This is a genomic window from Pseudostreptobacillus sp. (assembly GCF_977040545.1).
The window spans coordinates 1-17,414 of record NZ_CDRRBS010000011.1; the positions used below are offsets into that span (position 1 = coordinate 1).

Sequence of the window (17,414 nt, forward strand, 5' to 3'; positions counted from 1 at the left end):
GGAAAATACTATAAACCAGAATTTGTATCAGCAACAGGAGAAACACAAAATAATAAAGAAGGACAATCACCAGTAGCTGTAGCTAATCCAGAATTAAGAGTAGTAAATACAGATGGAACAACAACAACTCCAATAACATTAAATAACTTAGCAAGTGCATTAGAAGCTGTTCGTGAGCCAAATAAAGCAGTAACAGCAGAAAAAGCTAAAGAAGCAGTAGAAGGATTACTAGCTAAAACAACAGGATTAGATAAAGCAGTAAACTTAGCAGACTTACAAGCATTAGCACAAGCAGGACTAGACTTTACTGGAAATACAGGAACTGTACATAGAGCATTAGGAACAACATTGAATGTTGTAGGACAAGGAACACCAGCAGCAGACTTTGCAGGAGCAAGTAACAACATTAATGTTGTAGCTAGTGAAGTTGAAGATGCAACTACAAAAGCTAAAATTACTAAACTTGAAATCCAATTAGCTAAAGCATTACAAAATATTGAATCTATTCAAAATGGAGATACTAAAGTTACTTTAGGAAAAGATGGAGTTTCAGTATCTGGACAAGATGGAAAAGCTACTGTAGGAATCAATGGTGGAAATGGAACAAATGGAGCATCAGTATCAGTTAATGGTAAGGACGGTAAAGACGGAGTAACTATTAAAGGAACAGATGGAACAAATGGATCATCAATAGTTGTTAATGGAACAGATGGAAAACCAGGAGTAACAATTAATGGTGGAAATGGAACAGATGGAAAAGATGGAAGTATTAGCTTTGCTAAAGATGGAGAAAATGGAACAGGTTCTATAACAGGTCTTAAAGAACCAGATGGAACAGATAAAACAGCAGCAACTACAGTAAGTTATGTAACTAACCAAATTGAAGGAGCTAAGACTGATATTACAAATAATATTAAGAATATTGTTGATGGTGGTATGACTTATAACGGAAATTCTGGAGATGCTGTTAAAGTTAAGTTAAATGAAGCGGTAAATATCAAGGGTGAAGGTGATTATACTGGAACAGGTTCTGCAACTGGAAATATAGCAGTTGTTGGAAATAATACTACAAGCACACTTGAAATTAAGCTTAATAAAGACTTGAAAAACATTGATACAATTTCTAAAGGTGATAATACTAAGATTACACTAGGAGAAAATGGAGTTTCAGTATCTGGAAAAGATGGAAAAGCTACTGTAGGAATTAATGGTGGAAATGGAACAAATGGAGCATCAGTAACAGTTAATGGTAAGGACGGTAAAGACGGAGTAACTATTAAAGGAACAGATGGAACAAATGGATCATCAATAGTTGTTAATGGAAAAGATGGAAAACCAGGAGTAACAATTAATGGTGGAAATGGAACAGATGGAAAAGATGGAAGTATTAGCTTCGCTAAAGATGGAACAAATGGAACAGGTTCTATAACTGGACTTAAAGATCCGGATAAAACAGATAAGACTGCAGCAGCAACAGTAAATTATGTAAATAATGAAATTAATAATGTTACAAATAATATTAATAATGCTGTTGATAAGATGAATAAAGGTCTAAACTTTGTTGGAAATGATAATGAAAAAGTTAATGCTAAATTAGATGGAACTGTAAGTATAAAAGGTGAAGGTACTGTGCCTACAGGAACTAATACCGCAGCTAACAACATTAAAGTTGAAAAAGATACAACAGATAAATCTACAGGATTAGTTGTTAAACTTGCTGATAAATTAACTGGAATGACTGGATTTGAAACTAAAGAAGAAGAAGGTAAGAAAGTTACTATTAATAAAGATGGTATTACATTCAACAAAGATGATAAAGGTAATGGAACAGGTTCTATAACTGGACTTAAAGATAATCCAAATGATTCAACATCAGCAGTTACTCGTGGAACATATAATACATTTGTTACAGAAGTTACTAATAAATTGAATGAATCAAAAACTATCAATTATAAAGCTGATAATCAAACAAAAGGTTCTGTATCATTAGATAAAGGTATGGAATTTAAAGGTGATAGTAATATAACAACTAAAGCTGATAAAGATGGAGTTGTTGAATTCAAATTAAGCAAAAACCTTGATTTATCAACTAAAGCAGGACAAAGTTATACTCTAGGTACTATAAAAGGAATTAAGACTGATGAAAAAGATCCAACATCTGTTGCAACAGTAGATTATGTTGAAGCTAAGATGGGAGATACAGCTAAGATTGCAACTAAAGCATTAGTTGGTGTGGCAAATGCAGTAGCTATGGCAAACTTACCTCAAGTTAATAATGTTGGAAACAACAGACATGTTGTATCAGCAGCTTATGGACATTATGAAGGTCAAAATGCATTAGCATTAGGAATAAGTGGTATAAACAAAGAAAGAACAGTAGTTTATAAAGGAAGTGCAGCATTAAATACTAATGGTAAGATAGCTTTAGGAGTAGGAGTAGGATATCAGTTTGGAACAGATAAACATGATGAAATTCAAAATGATGCAAGTGTTAAGGCACTTAAAGAAGAAGTAGCAGTACTTAAGAATAAAGATGCTAAAAACACAAATATCATTACTGAACTTAAGGAATTAATGAAGAAAAAAGATATTGAAAATGAGTACAAATCATATAGACTTGAAGAGGAAAATAGAGAAATCAAATCTTACATTGATGAATTAAGAAAAGAAAATGAAAAAACTAGAGAAGAACTTAAGAAATTAATGGAAGCAGTTAAAGAGAAAAAAGCTGAAACTAAATAATTAAAGTTATGATCTAAAATTAGAGGAAGAAGTAAAATTCTTCCTCTTTTTTATTCATATATTGTTTTAGTATATATAATATAGATTTATGATAGTTTATTAGATATATGTTTTATAAATTTTATTGACTTAACTTTTTTAAAGTGTTATTATTTATGTATAGGTAAGTTAAGGAGAGAGATTATGGTTAAAGAAATGAAACAATTATTTATTATTAATTTAGTGGCATCATTATTAATATTATTGATTGGATTAATTTTCTTTTCATCACAATTGATGTTCTTATCTTTAGGTATATTTGTTTCAGTAATATCTAATCTTATGTTGTTATATGCTGTATATAAAGTGGTATACAGAAAATCAGGGAAGGGATCAATGTTTATAGATTATTCTAAAAGATATATTCTATACATTATATCTCTTTATTTTGTTTATAAACTAAGCAATAGATTTTTTGTTGAAAATACAGTATCTAATATAATATTCACAGCATTAGGTTTTTTTGCTATTCAGATTAGCTTATACTTAAAACAAATATTAAAGATTTAAGTGCTTCAGAAAGGAGATGGTTTAATTGCCAAAGAAAATTGGATTCTTAGGTTGGATAGGAATAATATTTTTAATGGGTTTGATAGTTAATATAGGACTTGCATTAATTTCCACTTTTCTACCTGTTGCTTTCCAAAAACCAGAAGGAATAATTGAGGCACCTGAAGTATTTTTTAGTATACCATTAGGACATTATGTCCTTAATATTAACCAAACGGTAGCTAATACTTGGGCTGTTATGGCAGTTATAATAGTTATTTTAATACTTGGTACAAGAAACTTGAGCATAGATAATCCTAGTTTTTTTCAATTAGTATTAGAGGAGTATTATAACTTCATAAATAACCAGTTTTTAGAAGGATTTGGTAAATATAAAGGGACATTTATGGGATTTTTCTCAGCAATGTTTTCAATGATATTACTATTAAATATTTCTATGTTCCTATTTCCTTTTGTAGTTATGTGGAAACATACGGAAAATGGATTATTAATTAAGCCTTTTTTTAGAACGGCAACAGCTGATATGAATACGACGGTAGGAATAGCTATAGTTGTGTTTATAATCTTTATAGGTGCTGCAATTTATAGAATGGGATTTATGGGGCTTATGAAAGAATTATGTCAACCTTTCATATTTATGTTCCCTATAAATGTAGTCGGAGAATTTGCAAAACCAATAAATATATCTATGAGATTATTTGGTAATATGTTTGCAGGTCTTGTAATAATGTCACTTGTATACGGTTTAGTAATGCCTAATGTTTTACCTAATATTACAGGTAACTTATTAAAAGGAAGTTTAAGTTTTGCTGTAGGATGGCCAAATGTAATACAGGTATATTTAGATTTCTTTATAGGTATATTACAAGCATTTGTATTTACAGTACTATCTTCTGTATATATTAAACAAATGTTAATAGGAGATGAAGAGGAAGAATAAAATTAAGGAGGAGAATGATGAACGAATCAATAATTAAAGCGGCAGCTCTTTTAGGAGCAGGAATAGCAGCTTGTGGTGGTATAGGAGCAGGTCTTGGACAAGGTCTTGCAACAGCAGCAGCAGTAGAAGCAGTAGCAAGACAACCAGAAGCTAAAACAGATATAATGTCAACACTATTTATAGGGTGTGCAGTAACAGAATCAACTGGGATATTTGCATTAATCATTGCATTAATATTAGCATTAATTAAATCATAATATTTGAAAGAGGGTAATTATGGAACAAAATAATAATTTAATAACAATAGATATACTAATGATAGTTCAAATTATTAACTTTTTCATATTAGTATATATCTTTCATAAATACTTCTATAAAAAAATAGGTAAAGTTATCGAACAAAGAAAAAAGGTAGCTTTAAAAGATTTAGAATTAGTTAAGGAAGAGAGAGAAAAACTTGACGAACAAAAACAAAACTATGAAAAATTAAGAAAAGAAGCTAAAAGACGTGCCAATGACATAATAATAAAGGCAGAAAGACAAGCTGATGAAAGAAGAGAACAAATATTAGATAATGCAACAACTACTCGTGATAGAATGATAATGAGAGCAGAATCTGATGTTCTTAAAATACATGATAACATTAAGGAACAACTTAAAGATGAAGTTTCTAAAATGGCAACTGATCTTGCTGAAAAAATTATTAAGGAAAATATAGAAAAAAATCCTGAAATAGTAGATAAAAGTATAGATAAGTTTATAGATGAAGTAGGTGAATAATTATGGATAGTATAAATGTATCTAAAAGATATGCACTAGCTATTTATGATTTTGCAACTGAAAACGATGAAGTATTTGAAGTATTTGAAGTACTTAATTTACTTTTAGAACATATTAAAAATGATGAAGATTTTAAAAAATTCTTGAAATATCCTGTTATAGACAAGGAAGAAAAGAAAAAATTAATAAATCATATTTATAGTGATGTAAATAAACAATCATTGAAAATATTAGATTATCTTGTAGATAAGGATAGATTACTACATATTAAGGAAATATATGAAGAATATAGTAAAATATATTATGAAAAACATAAAAAACTTATAGTTACAGCAATATTTCCTAAAGAATTAACTGAAGCACAAAAAGAAAAACTTACCGAAAACCTTAAAAAGTTAAAAGGTAAAGATGTAGTTATACATTATCGTATAGATGAAAAATTAATAGGTGGGGGACTTATTAGAATAAATGATGAAGTAATTGATGGTTCAATTAAGACACAATTAAATAGTATAAAACGCTAAAATATATCGAGGGAGGTGTATTTTTTGAAGATTAAACCCGAAGAAATTAGTAGTATTATTCGTGATGAAATAGAAAACTATAAGAAAAAATTAGATGTATCTAATGTAGGAGTAGTAGTAGAAGTAGGGGATGGTATTGCTAGAATATATGGATTAGAAAATTCTATGGCTGGAGAACTTTTAGTATTTCCTAATGGATCAAGTGGTATGATTTTAAACCTTGAAGAAAATAGTGTTGGTGCTGTTATTCTTGGAGAAACTAGAGGAATCAATGAAGGAGATATAGTTAAAGGTACAGGTCGTGTTGCTCAAGTTCCAGCAGGAGAAGAAATGCTAGGAAGAGTAGTTAATGCACTTGGAGAACCTATAGATGGTAAAGGTGCTATAAATCCTAAAAAATATATGGAAGTTGAAAGAGTTGCTTCTGGTATAATAGATAGAAAACCAGTTACAGAACCACTTCAAACAGGAATCAAATCTATAGATGGTATGATACCTATAGGAAGAGGACAAAGGGAGTTAATAATAGGGGATAGACAAACAGGGAAAACAGCTATTGCCATTGATGCAATAATAAATCAAAAAAATACAGATGTTTATTGTATATATGTAGCTATAGGTCAAAAAAGATCTACAGTTGCTCAAATTCAAAGAAAATTAGAAGAAAATGGTGCTATGGAATATACAACTATAGTAGCAGCTACAGCTAGTGAACCTGCACCATTACAATATCTTGCACCTTATGCAGGGGTTGCTATGGCAGAATATTTTATGGAAGAAGGGAAACATGTTTTAATAATATATGATGATCTTTCAAAACATGCTGTAGCTTATAGAGAAATGTCTCTATTACTAAAAAGACCACCTGGACGTGAGGCATATCCTGGAGATGTATTCTATTTACATTCAAGATTACTTGAAAGAGCAGCTAAACTTAGTGATGAGTTAGGTGGAGGATCAATTACAGCTCTTCCTATAATAGAAACACAAGCAGGAGATATATCAGCATATATTCCAACTAACGTAATATCAATTACAGATGGACAAATATTCTTAGAAAGTGATTTATTTAATTCAGGATTTAGACCTGCAGTTAATTCAGGATTCTCAGTATCACGTGTTGGAGGATCAGCACAAATTAAGGCTATGAAACAAGTTGCAGCTAAGGTTAAAATGGAGCTTGCTCAATATACAGAATTATTAGCATTTGCACAATTTGGTTCAGATTTAGATAAAGCTACTCGTGATCAGTTAAATCGTGGAGAAAGAATAATGAGTATATTAAAGCAAAGACAGTATATGCCTATGCCAGTTGAAAAACAAGTTATATCTTTCTATATAGTAACTAAAGGATATGTTGATGATATAGATGTTGAAGATGTACTAAACTTTGAAGAAGAATTAATTCAAAGTATGGAAAGCTCTTCAGATATCTTAATTAAGATAAGAGAAACAAAAGAAATAACTAAAGAAATAGATGAAGAATTAGAAGACTTTATTAAAACATTTAAAAAAGACTTTGTTCATTAATGAAAGGAAGTAATTATGGCATCAAATATGAAAGAAATAAAGGCTAGAATTACAAGTATAAGTAATTCTAAGCAAATAACTAATGCTATGAATATTGTTTCTTCGACAAAGTTTAAAAAATTCCAAGTTCTTACATTTAAAACAAGAGAATATGAAAAAGCATTAGAAGAAACACTTTCTAATCTTTTAACAGATCTTGGTGATAGACATAATATATTATTTGAAGGTAAAAAAGATGTCAAAAATGTAGGTATAATAGTTGTTAGTTCTGATAGAGGACTTTGTGGTTCTTTTAATACCAATGCTTTGAAAAGAATGGAAAAAATGATTAAAAGATTTAAAAAAGAAGGAAAAACTGTATCAGTAATAACTATAGGAAGAAAAGCTCGTGATTATTGTAAAAGTAGGGATATAAACGTAGATAGTGAATTTATACAATTGATTCCTGAAACTATGTTTGAAAAAGCTAAGATTATAAGTGAAGATATTGTAGATTTCTATCTAAATGATCATTATGATGAGGTATATATCATATACTCTAAATTCGTATCAGTTATTAGCTATAATCTAGTTGAAGAAAAACTACTTCCTTTTAGTAGACCTGAAAGTATAAAAGAAAAGGTTGTTGATAATAAAAAAGGGAGAAGATATATTTTTGAACCTGATGAAAATAATGTACTTATAGAATTTTTACCAAAAATGTTAAATAATAGACTTTATCAAGCGTTTCTTGAAACATCAGCTAGTGAACATTCAGCTAGAATGTCAGCTATGAAAAATGCAAGTGATAATGCGACAGAGATGATAGATAAATTAACATTAGAGTATAATAGAGTAAGACAAGGATTAATAACACAAGAATTAACAGAGATAATAAGTGGATCACAGGCTATAAAATAATAGGAGGAAAGATGAATAAAGGTAAATTGGTTCAAATAATAGGACCAGTACTAGATGTTAAATTTGCTGAAAAATTACCTAATATCTTTAATGCCTTAGAAATATATTTAGATGATAAAAGAATAGTTGCAGAAGTTCAATCACATCTTGGAGATAATACTGTAAGAGCTATAGCTATGAGTTCTACAGATGGACTGAAAAGAGGATTGGAAGTAATAGATACAGGTGAGCCTATAAAAGTTCCAGTAGGTAAGGCTACACTTGGAAGAATATTTAATGTATTAGGAGAAACTGTTGATAATGGACCTAAAATAGAAACAGAAGACAGAGACACTATACATAAACCTGCACCATCATTTGAAGAACAAGAAACTCATAGTGAGATACTTGAAACAGGTATTAAAGTTGTAGACCTTCTTGCCCCTTATTTAAAAGGTGGTAAAATAGGACTATTTGGAGGAGCAGGAGTAGGTAAAACAGTATTAATACAAGAATTAATAAATAATATTGCAAAAGGTCACGGAGGACTTTCAGTATTTGCTGGAGTTGGAGAAAGAACAAGAGAAGGAAGAGATCTTTACAATGAAATGAATGAAAGTGGTGTAATAAATAAGACTGCACTAGTGTATGGGCAAATGAATGAGCCACCTGGTGCAAGATTAAGAGTTGCCTTATCTGCTTTAACTATGGCAGAGCATTTTAGAGATAAAGAAGGTCAAAATGTACTTTTATTTATAGACAATATATTTAGATTTACACAAGCAGGAGCTGAAGTTTCAGCATTACTTGGAAGAATGCCATCAGCAGTTGGATATCAACCAAACCTTTCAACTGAAATGGGAGCTTTACAAGAAAGAATAACTTCAACTAAAAAAGGATCTATTACATCAGTTCAAGCTGTATATGTACCAGCAGATGACCTTACAGATCCGGCACCTGCTACAACATTCTCACATCTTGATGCAACAACAGTTTTATCAAGACAAATAGCTTCACTTGGACTTTATCCAGCAGTTGATCCTTTAGCTTCAACTTCAAGAATACTTGAACCTGAAATAGTAGGTAATGAGCATTATAAAGTAGCAAGGGATACTGTAAGAGTATTGCAAAGATATAAAGAATTACAAGATATTATAGCAATACTTGGTATGGATGAATTAGGTGATGAAGATAAGATTATAGTTAGTCGTGCAAGAAAGATACAAAGATTCTTCTCACAACCATTCTCAGTTGCAGAACAATTTACAGGTATGAAAGGTAAATATGTTACTTTAAGAGAAACAATAAGAGGATTTAAGGAAATATTAGATGGTGTTCATGATGATATACCAGAACAAGCTTTCCTTTATGTAGGTAATATAGATGAAGTTCTTGTTAAGGCAAGAGATTTAATGGGTGAATAATATGGAAAAGAAAGAATTTTTTTCTTTAAAACTTGTAACACCTGAAAAAATTGAGATTTTATCAGATAAGGTTAAATATTTAAAGGTAAGAACTTCAAGAGGAGATCTTGGAGTTTTACCTAATCATACAAATTTTATGGGTTCTTTAGGAGAAGGTTTACTATTTCTAAGAACGGAAGATAAGGAATATCAATATTTTGTAAGTGGTGGTTTTCTTGAAGTTAGTAATAATAATGTTATTATACTTGCAGAAGAAGCAGTAGTTGCAAGTAGTGAAGAAGAATTTAAAAAGATTAAAGCAGAATTATTGCAAAAAGCAATAGAAGCTAAGAGAAAAGAAGATAATGATATATTAGGAACTAAGAAAAAATTACAAGATAGTTTAATGAGATAAGGGGAAACCCTTATTTTATTATACATAAAAGCAAATCTTAGAATTTGATTATAAAAATATTTGTAAAATATTTGAAATTTTTAATGTGAAGGTATTGACTTTTTCACTTTTATAAGTATACTTATACTAAAGGAGTAAAATATAAATTTTAGGAGGAATAAAAATGAAAAATAAATTTTTATTAGGATTATTAGCATTATCTACTTTAGGATTAGCTAATGTATTTGAAGCAAAAGTTGAAGTTAATGAAGAAGTTGCTAAAGGTGGAAGTGTATTTACTGCAACTAAAGCTAATCAAAAAAATAAATTAGAAGTTCAATTAAATGATACTTTTACAGTTACAGGTAAATTAGAACATGATTTCTCTCCAGTTCTTACAGGAGATAGTGGTTTATCAGTTAAAGCAGATTTAAAAGAAATGGGATCATTAGAGTTAAATACTTTCTTAACTCCTAAAGCAAGTTTAGGATATACTTATAAAACAAATGCTTTAGGTTTATCTTTAGAAGCTAATGCTAAATACACTGAAGAAGCTAAATTTAGTAAAAATACTTTAGAAGCAGGATTAAAAGGAACTAAAGAATTTGATTCTACTTTAAAAGCTGAAGGAAGAACTAAACTTCAATATGCTGTACACGAATCTAAATTAACACCTGAAGTTGGAGGAATGGTTGAATATAAACCTGTTGAAGGATTAGTTTTAAAAACTGATTTAAACTTTAACACTCCAGTAACAATAACTAAGGAAAAAACAACTGCTAAATTTGAATTCAAATTTAAGAATTCTGCAGAATATAATGTAATGTTAAATTCTAAATTTAAAGTAAGCCCTCAAGCTGAATTAGTTTATACTTTAGGAGGAGACTTAGCTAAAGAAGCTAATTTAACACATGCTGTAGAATTAACACCAGCATTAGCAGCTGAATATCAAATGAATAAAGTTACTTTAAACGCTAAAGCTGCATCAACTGTTAAATTTAATGGTAAGGCTTACACTTCAGTAACTCCTAAATTTGAAGCTGGATTAAAATATACTTGGTAATTAATATTTAAACATAATTTTATAGGGTACGAAAGTACCCTATTTTCTTGCAAAAAAAAAGATAAAGTGATACTATGATATATATATGATTAGTTAGGAGAAATTTATGCAAAATTGTTGTTCTTTAAATGAAAGAGAATATGAAATAGTATATTTTTCTGATTTTGAAAAAAGTTTTGAAGAATTGAAGTTAGCATCTAAAATAAAGAATAAGATACTAATACACTTAGGGAATAAGGAAATTAGCCCTAAGTTTTTAAGTTATATGTTAAAATTATTTAGATATTCTGTAGAAAATAATTTTGAAATTTTTTATATCATAGAAAATGAAGATTCTCTTAAGGATATTAATATTATTGAATCTCAAAGATACTTTAAGATATTTAAGTCTATAGAAGAGTATAATGAATTAAAAACTTTTGCTGGATTTGAAGTTAAGATATATGATGATAATGTATATATTAGAAATTTATTAAAAGATGAACTTGTTAAAAGTAGATTTAGTATAAAGGAAAGAAATAGCTTAAATTTTTTAAAGAAAAATCATGATAGTAGAGATAATAGTATATATATTGTAGATTTTGAAACATATAAAGAAGAAAAAATAAAAGAAATAAAAAAAATAAAAGAAACAAATCCTGATTCTATAATAATACTTGTTGCGTTTGATTCTGGAATAGATTACGCCCTTAAAATGGTGAAGTATGGAATAAATGCTGTAATTAAAAGACCTTTTGATATTAAAGAATTAGTAAGACTTATTAAATCACTAGCAACAAGTGCTAATTTAAAAAAAGAAAATAAAAGATTGGTTAGTGAAGTTTTTAAAAGAGAAAAAGAAGTTACTAGATTGTATAATATGGTTAATGAGGAATTAACATTAGCTGGAGATATTCAAAGATCTTTGATGCCTGATAAAAGAATAGATTTTAAAAATTATACAATGGAATATTTATTTTCTCCAAGTATGAATGTAGGTGGAGATTTCTGTGATTTTATAAAAATAGATGAAAATAAATTTGCTGTAATATTTGCAGACATATCGGGTCATGGTATACCTGCATCATTATTATCTTCAATGCTTAAAGTTTCTATATATAATTCGGCATTAAAGTTAGATGATTTACCAAAACTTATGTCTCAATTAAATGAAGAAATAATAAATATATTCCCTAAAGGTAAATTTGTAAGTATGTTTCTTGTTGTGATAGATACAAATGATAATATTATGAAATTTTGTAAAGCATCACAAGAACCGGCTTTAATGTATAAAGCAGAAAGCTCTGATGTAGAAGTATTAGAGACAGAAGGTCAAATATTAGGTCTATTTTCAAAAAAAGTTTTTGGTGATATTATATTTGAAGAAAAAATATTAGATTTTAATAAAGGTGATGTTTTATTACTATATACAGATGGTATTACTGAAGAAATTAATGAAAATGGAGAATATTATGGTCTTGAAAGACTTAAAAAAAATATATTAAGTGAAAAGTTAGAATATATAGAAGAGGATTTAGTTAATTTTATACATACTGATAAATTTAATGATGATTTAACACTTTTAAGAATAATAAGAAATGATTAAAATAGGTATTTAAGAGAGAACGTATTGAAGTATGTTCTTTCTTTTTTTTATTGATATTATCAAATAAATAGTATATAATATTCATATAACTATACATTAAATATGGAGTTTTTATGGAAAAGATTACTGTTGAAGTTTTAAATGAACAAGGTATACACGCTAGACCATCCACAAAAATTTGTGGTATAACTAATAAATTTAAAGGTAGTGTACACTTTAAATTTAAAAATGAAGTTTATGATGCTAAAAATATTATGTCAATAATGCTCATTGGACTAGAAAAAGGAAATCAATTTGAAATTATTGCAGACAATGGTAACAAAGAAGAAGAAATACAATTACTTGCTTCTCTTAAAGACTTAATAGAAGTAAAAAAATTTAAATAATTAGGAGTAATAACAGAATGAATGATTTTGAAAAAGAATTAAACCTTTATTTACCAATTTCACAAGAAAAAGGTGCAAAAATAGAAGGTACTTTAATCAGAAAAGATAACGAATTTGGATATTTAAATACTAATAACAAATTAGAAGCACGTATTAAATTAAATGAAATAGAAAATTTAGAAATAGGCGAAACTATTTCTGTCCTTATATATTCAGTAACAGACGAATTTATACTTGTTTCTAAAAATGCATTAGAAAGAGAAGAAGAATTAAAATCTTTAACTAAAGGAAGCATAGTTAAAGGTAAAATACTTGAAAGAGGTAAAATTGGATACCTAGTTAAATTAAATTCATTAACTGCTACTTTACCTTATAGACAATCAGGATTTACTAAAGATGACGATATAATATCTAAAGAATTTGATTTTGAAGTTACTGAAAAAAAAGGAAAAATAGTAATACTTTCAAGACTAAATATAGTTAAAAATGAAATTGATGCTTTCTTTAAAAATACAAAGATTGGAGATGTAGTAACTGGTAGTATCCACAATATATTAGACTATGGTTTAATAATCAATTTAGGGCCTATAAAAGCTTTATTACACCAATCTGAATTATCTTGGGATAAAGAAACTAAATTAAAACAATTTAAACAAGGAGATAAAATATCTGCTAAAATAATAGAACTTTGTCAAGAGGAAAATAAAGTTAAATTGAGTTTAAAACAATTAACACCTAATCCTTGGTTTGATAGAAAAAATAAATATCAATTAGGACAAAATTTTGATGCTCCAATCAAACAAATACTTGATTTTGGTGTTGTAGTTGATCTTGGTGAGGATGAAGGATTTATACATATTTCTGATTTATTCTATAAAAAAGTAAATAATATAGAAAAAGAATATCAAATTGGCAATGTAATTCCTTGTGAAATAATTGGATTCAATGATGAAAAAGAAAGAATATCATTAAGTTCAAAAGTTGTGTTTGATAAAATATGGGATGAAATTGATAATTTCCATTTCATAAATGATATAGTTAAAGTTCAAGTAACACGTGTTAAAGATTTTGGATTATTCGCTAAAAGTGATGAAAATATTGAAATATTTGTTCCTAAATCTGAATTTTCATGGAAAAAGAATGAAATTAAGAAATATAATATAAATGACACTATAGATGTAAAAATTATAGAAATTAACAAAGAAGAAAAAAATATTGTTGCAAGTATTAGAAAACTTGGAGTTTCTCCATTTGAAGTGGCAAGTAATGAATATGCTTTAAACGAAGAATACAACGTAATTGTTACTGATAAAATAGAAAATGGAGTTCTTGTTAAACTAACTGATGACTTTAAAGGATTGATTCCTAAAAATGAATTATTAGAAGATGTTAACATAGGAGAAAGTGTATTAGCTATTGTTTTTGAAAAAAATGAAAAGAAAAATTCTATATTATTATCAGTTAAAAAAATAGAAGAAATTAAAGAAGAAAAAGAAATGGAAGAATTAAAAAAACAATATGTTATAAATAATTAGGAGGAGCTGTGGGAATAAAATATATTGATGCTAAAAGATTAAGACGTATTTTAATAAGTGGTGCTAAATGGGTAAAAAAACATGAAGACTACTTAAATGAATTAAATGTTTATCCAGTTCCTGATGGAGATACTGGGTCAAATATGTCTATGACTTTAGAGACTATGAAAAACGATTTGGAAAATGACACTACTAAAAAAAGTAGTATGTCTGAAGTAAAAGATGTAATAGAAGAAGCAGTTTTAATGGGAGCCCGTGGTAATTCTGGAACAATATTATCTCAAATTATAACAGGATTCATAAGAGGGATTGGGGATAAAAAAAGATTAGAAGTTAAGGATTTAGCACAAGCGCTAGAAAGTGCAAAAGAAGTTGCATATCAAGCTGTAGATACTCCTGTTGAAGGTACTATACTTACAGTTATAAGACGTATAAGTGAAAAAGCTAATGAAATTAAAGAATCAACAGATTCTTTAGATCAAATGTTAGATACATTAACAACTACTGCGAAGGAAGCTGTAGATGATACTCCAAACTTACTTGAAAAATTAAAAGAAGCTGGAGTTGTAGATTCTGGTGCAATGGGACTTTATTATTTCTTTGTTGGAATGAGTAAAGCACTTTTAGAAATAGAAGAAATTGTTACAAGAGAAACTGAAGAAAAAAGTTTTGATTCTAAAATAAATAATATAACTCATGATCCAGCAGAAATTCATTATAAATATTGTACTGAATTTATAATCCGTAACGCTGATTTTGATATAAATAAATTTAAAGAAGATATTTTAAAACTAGGAGATTCTGCAGTATTTGCTCAAACTTCTAAGAAATTTAAAATACACGTTCATACAAATAATCCTGGACAAGCTTTAGAATTAGCTGTTATTCATGGAGATCTTGAAAAAATAAAAATAGAAAATATGAAGCTACAAAATGAAGGTTTAATAAGTAGCGAAAAAGATCAAACTAAGATATTCTCTAACCATAAACAAAATCTTTCTAAGTATTCATATGTAATATTAGCTGATACATACAAACTTAAAGATGAATTTTTAAACGCAGGAGCTGATGTTGTATTACTTGGAGGTCAAAGTCAAAATCCAAGTGTACAAGATATATTAAATGCTATAGCTAAAGTTTCATCTAATAAGCAAATTGTAATATTGCCTAATAACAAAAATGTTGTAGCTACAGCAAATATAGCTGCAGAAAAAACAGAGAAAAATGTTATAGTTGTTCCTACAAAAACGATGCTTGAAGGTTACTTCTATCTAAATAACTACTATAATATATTAAGTAATACAAAAGAAGAAGAAAAAGAAAATTATTCTATAGAAGTTACTCGTGCTATTAGAGATACTCAAGTAGATGGATTAACTATAAAAAATGGAGATTATATAGCTTTAGTTAATACTAAAATTAAACATTGTAATCCTTCATTATCAGAATTAGTTTCTGAATTAAAAAATACATATATAACAAATAAAACTACATCAATTGTTCTTGTAGAAGGTAAAGAAAAGGATGAAAATATTGTCAATATATTCAAAGAATATAAAAATATTAAATTTATAGATGGAGAACAAGAAAATTATTACTATTACATATATGTAACAAATAAACCTGAAAATCTACCTGATTTTGCTTTCGTTACAGATTCTTCTTCTGAATTATCTGAAGATGAAATAAAAGGACTTCATATATATACTACACCTATAAGACTTGAAAGTAATGGAATGCACTATAAAGATGGTGTGGATATAACAAAAGAAGAGTTTTGGAAAAAACTTGTTGAAGAAGATGCGTTATTCAAGAGTGCTCAACCTTCACCTCGTGAATTAATGAATCTTTACACTAATCTTTTAAATAAAGGATATAAAAAAGTTGTTGTTGTTAATATATCAAGCAATATGAGTGGAACGTTCAAAACTGCTAAAATGGTTATAAATAATCTAAATAAAGAAAAAGATATAGTTCTTTATGATACACAACTTGTATCATTACCTTTAGGAATAATGATTAAAGAAGCTGCGAAACGTTCATTAAATCACGAAAGTTTAGAACAAATATTAAAATGGTGTGATAAATTTAAAGCTAAGAACAAAACTTTAATACCAGTAGATTCTTTAAAATATCTTGAAAGAGGTGGAAGAATTAGTAAAGTTGCTAAATCTGTTGGAGACTTCCTAAATCTAAAACCTATAGTTACAATTTCTCAAGGTTCTATGGCTGTTGAGAAAAAAGTGTTTGGTGATAAATCTGCTGTGAACTTTATAATAAACTATGTTGAAAAAATAGCTCAAAAACAAAGTTTATACCTTTATACAGCTTGGGGTGGAACTCAAAAAGAATTAGACAATATTAATATATTACTTGAAAGATTTAAGAACAATCCAAAAATAACTATCGTTAATAAACCTTATATCATAGGGCCAACAGTTGGTACTCATGCTGGTCCAATATATGCAGTATGTATTGTTCCTAAACTACTTTAATGAAAGAAATTATTATTGATAAAAACTCCTTTAGAATGAAAGTTTCTCAATATTTAAGAGAATTCCATAATTATTCAGGGAGAAGTTTAAGAAATATTGAAGTGTATTTTAATGGTAATAAGGTTAAAACAACTTTTAAATTACCCCAAGAAGGTATATTAATAGTTAAAGAAAAAGAAAAAAGTACAGATCTCGAAGCGAAATATTTAAATTTAGATATAATTTATGAAGATGATGATTTGTTAATAATTAATAAACCACCATTTTTGCTAACACACCCAACATTAAAAAAAGTAGATATTACACTTGCTAATGGTATAGTTTACTATTTTAATGATAAATATAAAAAAAAATTAGTTCCAAGATTTGTAAATAGACTTGATATGAATACTTCAGGTTTGATTATTATTGCTAAAAATGCATTTACTCAAAGTTTTTTCCAAAGTGAAAATGCAAATATAGAAAAAAAATATTTAGCAATAGCTGAAGGTATTATTGAAGATAATCATTTCATAATAGAAAAAAATATATATAAAGATGGAGATAGATTAGATAGAATAATAGATGAAAGAGGGCAATATGCTAAAACTGAATTTAAGGTTATAGAAA

The 17,414-nt window shown here is 28.0% G+C and carries 16 protein-coding genes; all 16 read left to right on the forward strand.

Going from position 1 to position 17,414, the window contains the following annotated elements:
• The coding region (locus tag ACWYO2_RS01330; RefSeq protein WP_455514695.1) for a YadA-like family protein at nucleotides 1-2,742 on the forward strand (2,742 nt) is incomplete at its 5' end.
• Nucleotides 2,743-2,925: 183 nt separating this feature from the next.
• Nucleotides 2,926-3,291 (forward strand): hypothetical protein, encoded by a 366-nt coding sequence (locus tag ACWYO2_RS01335; protein WP_455514696.1) that lies wholly within the window; start codon nucleotides 2,926-2,928, stop codon nucleotides 3,289-3,291.
• Nucleotides 3,292-3,316: 25 nt separating this feature from the next.
• Nucleotides 3,317-4,231 carry a F0F1 ATP synthase subunit A gene (locus tag ACWYO2_RS01340; RefSeq protein WP_455514697.1) on the forward strand — a complete coding sequence of 305 codons (915 nt, stop codon included), beginning with the start codon at nucleotides 3,317-3,319 and terminating at the stop codon, nucleotides 4,229-4,231.
• 17 nt (nucleotides 4,232-4,248) lie between these two features.
• The gene (gene atpE / locus ACWYO2_RS01345; RefSeq protein WP_455514698.1) at nucleotides 4,249-4,488 is read left to right on the forward strand and encodes an ATP synthase F0 subunit C; all 240 of its coding nucleotides are present in this window, start codon (nucleotides 4,249-4,251) and stop codon (nucleotides 4,486-4,488) included.
• 19 nt (nucleotides 4,489-4,507) lie between these two features.
• The gene (gene atpF / locus ACWYO2_RS01350; RefSeq protein ID WP_455514699.1) at nucleotides 4,508-5,011 is read left to right on the forward strand and encodes a F0F1 ATP synthase subunit B; all 504 of its coding nucleotides are present in this window, start codon (nucleotides 4,508-4,510) and stop codon (nucleotides 5,009-5,011) included.
• A gap of 2 nt (nucleotides 5,012-5,013) precedes the next feature.
• A complete protein-coding gene (gene atpH, locus ACWYO2_RS01355; protein ID WP_455514700.1) occupies nucleotides 5,014-5,535 on the forward strand; it encodes an ATP synthase F1 subunit delta in 522 nt (173 codons plus the stop codon).
• Between the two features lie 24 nt (nucleotides 5,536-5,559).
• Entirely contained in the window at nucleotides 5,560-7,065 is a 1,506-nt protein-coding gene (atpA, locus tag ACWYO2_RS01360; RefSeq protein ID WP_455514701.1) for a F0F1 ATP synthase subunit alpha, read from the forward strand.
• Between the two features lie 15 nt (nucleotides 7,066-7,080).
• Complete coding sequence (gene atpG, locus ACWYO2_RS01365) at nucleotides 7,081-7,965, forward strand: ATP synthase F1 subunit gamma (RefSeq protein WP_455514702.1); 885 nt, start codon at nucleotides 7,081-7,083, stop codon at nucleotides 7,963-7,965.
• A gap of 11 nt (nucleotides 7,966-7,976) precedes the next feature.
• On the forward strand, nucleotides 7,977-9,368 hold the full coding sequence (atpD, locus tag ACWYO2_RS01370) for a F0F1 ATP synthase subunit beta (RefSeq protein WP_455514703.1): 1,392 nt from the start codon (nucleotides 7,977-7,979) through the stop codon (nucleotides 9,366-9,368).
• A gap of 1 nt (nucleotide 9,369) precedes the next feature.
• Nucleotides 9,370-9,762, forward strand: a complete 393-nt coding sequence (gene atpC, locus ACWYO2_RS01375; protein ID WP_455514704.1) for an ATP synthase F1 subunit epsilon — start codon at nucleotides 9,370-9,372, stop codon at nucleotides 9,760-9,762.
• A 163-nt stretch (nucleotides 9,763-9,925) separates the two neighbouring features.
• Nucleotides 9,926-10,804, forward strand: coding sequence for a hypothetical protein (locus tag ACWYO2_RS01380; protein WP_455514705.1), 879 nt, complete (start codon nucleotides 9,926-9,928; stop codon nucleotides 10,802-10,804).
• 106 nt (nucleotides 10,805-10,910) lie between these two features.
• Nucleotides 10,911-12,389 (forward strand): PP2C family protein-serine/threonine phosphatase, encoded by a 1,479-nt coding sequence (locus tag ACWYO2_RS01385; RefSeq protein WP_455514706.1) that lies wholly within the window; start codon nucleotides 10,911-10,913, stop codon nucleotides 12,387-12,389.
• Nucleotides 12,390-12,502: 113 nt separating this feature from the next.
• Nucleotides 12,503-12,775 carry an HPr family phosphocarrier protein gene (locus tag ACWYO2_RS01390; RefSeq protein WP_455514707.1) on the forward strand — a complete coding sequence of 91 codons (273 nt, stop codon included), beginning with the start codon at nucleotides 12,503-12,505 and terminating at the stop codon, nucleotides 12,773-12,775.
• A 17-nt stretch (nucleotides 12,776-12,792) separates the two neighbouring features.
• Nucleotides 12,793-14,310, forward strand: a complete 1,518-nt coding sequence (locus ACWYO2_RS01395) for a S1 RNA-binding domain-containing protein (protein ID WP_455514708.1) — start codon at nucleotides 12,793-12,795, stop codon at nucleotides 14,308-14,310.
• Nucleotides 14,311-14,318: 8 nt separating this feature from the next.
• The gene (locus ACWYO2_RS01400; RefSeq protein WP_455514709.1) at nucleotides 14,319-16,805 is read left to right on the forward strand and encodes a DegV family protein; all 2,487 of its coding nucleotides are present in this window, start codon (nucleotides 14,319-14,321) and stop codon (nucleotides 16,803-16,805) included.
• Nucleotides 16,805-17,414 (forward strand): RluA family pseudouridine synthase (locus ACWYO2_RS01405; RefSeq protein WP_455514710.1); only part of this gene is annotated, 610 nt, incomplete at its 3' end. The genes ACWYO2_RS01400 and ACWYO2_RS01405, both read left to right, overlap by 1 nt.

Coding starts and splice junctions, on each gene's coding strand:
- ACWYO2_RS01335 (WP_455514696.1), top strand. CDS start 2,926: ATGGTTAAAGAAATGAAACAATTATTTATTATTAATTTAGTGGCATCA.
- atpE (WP_455514698.1), top strand. CDS start 4,249: ATGAACGAATCAATAATTAAAGCGGCAGCTCTTTTAGGAGCAGGAATA.
- atpF (WP_455514699.1), top strand. CDS start 4,508: ATGGAACAAAATAATAATTTAATAACAATAGATATACTAATGATAGTT.
- atpH (WP_455514700.1), top strand. CDS start 5,014: ATGGATAGTATAAATGTATCTAAAAGATATGCACTAGCTATTTATGAT.
- atpG (WP_455514702.1), top strand. CDS start 7,081: ATGGCATCAAATATGAAAGAAATAAAGGCTAGAATTACAAGTATAAGT.
- atpD (WP_455514703.1), top strand. CDS start 7,977: ATGAATAAAGGTAAATTGGTTCAAATAATAGGACCAGTACTAGATGTT.
- atpC (WP_455514704.1), top strand. CDS start 9,370: ATGGAAAAGAAAGAATTTTTTTCTTTAAAACTTGTAACACCTGAAAAA.
- ACWYO2_RS01380 (WP_455514705.1), top strand. CDS start 9,926: ATGAAAAATAAATTTTTATTAGGATTATTAGCATTATCTACTTTAGGA.
- ACWYO2_RS01385 (WP_455514706.1), top strand. CDS start 10,911: ATGCAAAATTGTTGTTCTTTAAATGAAAGAGAATATGAAATAGTATAT.
- ACWYO2_RS01390 (WP_455514707.1), top strand. CDS start 12,503: ATGGAAAAGATTACTGTTGAAGTTTTAAATGAACAAGGTATACACGCT.
- ACWYO2_RS01395 (WP_455514708.1), top strand. CDS start 12,793: ATGAATGATTTTGAAAAAGAATTAAACCTTTATTTACCAATTTCACAA.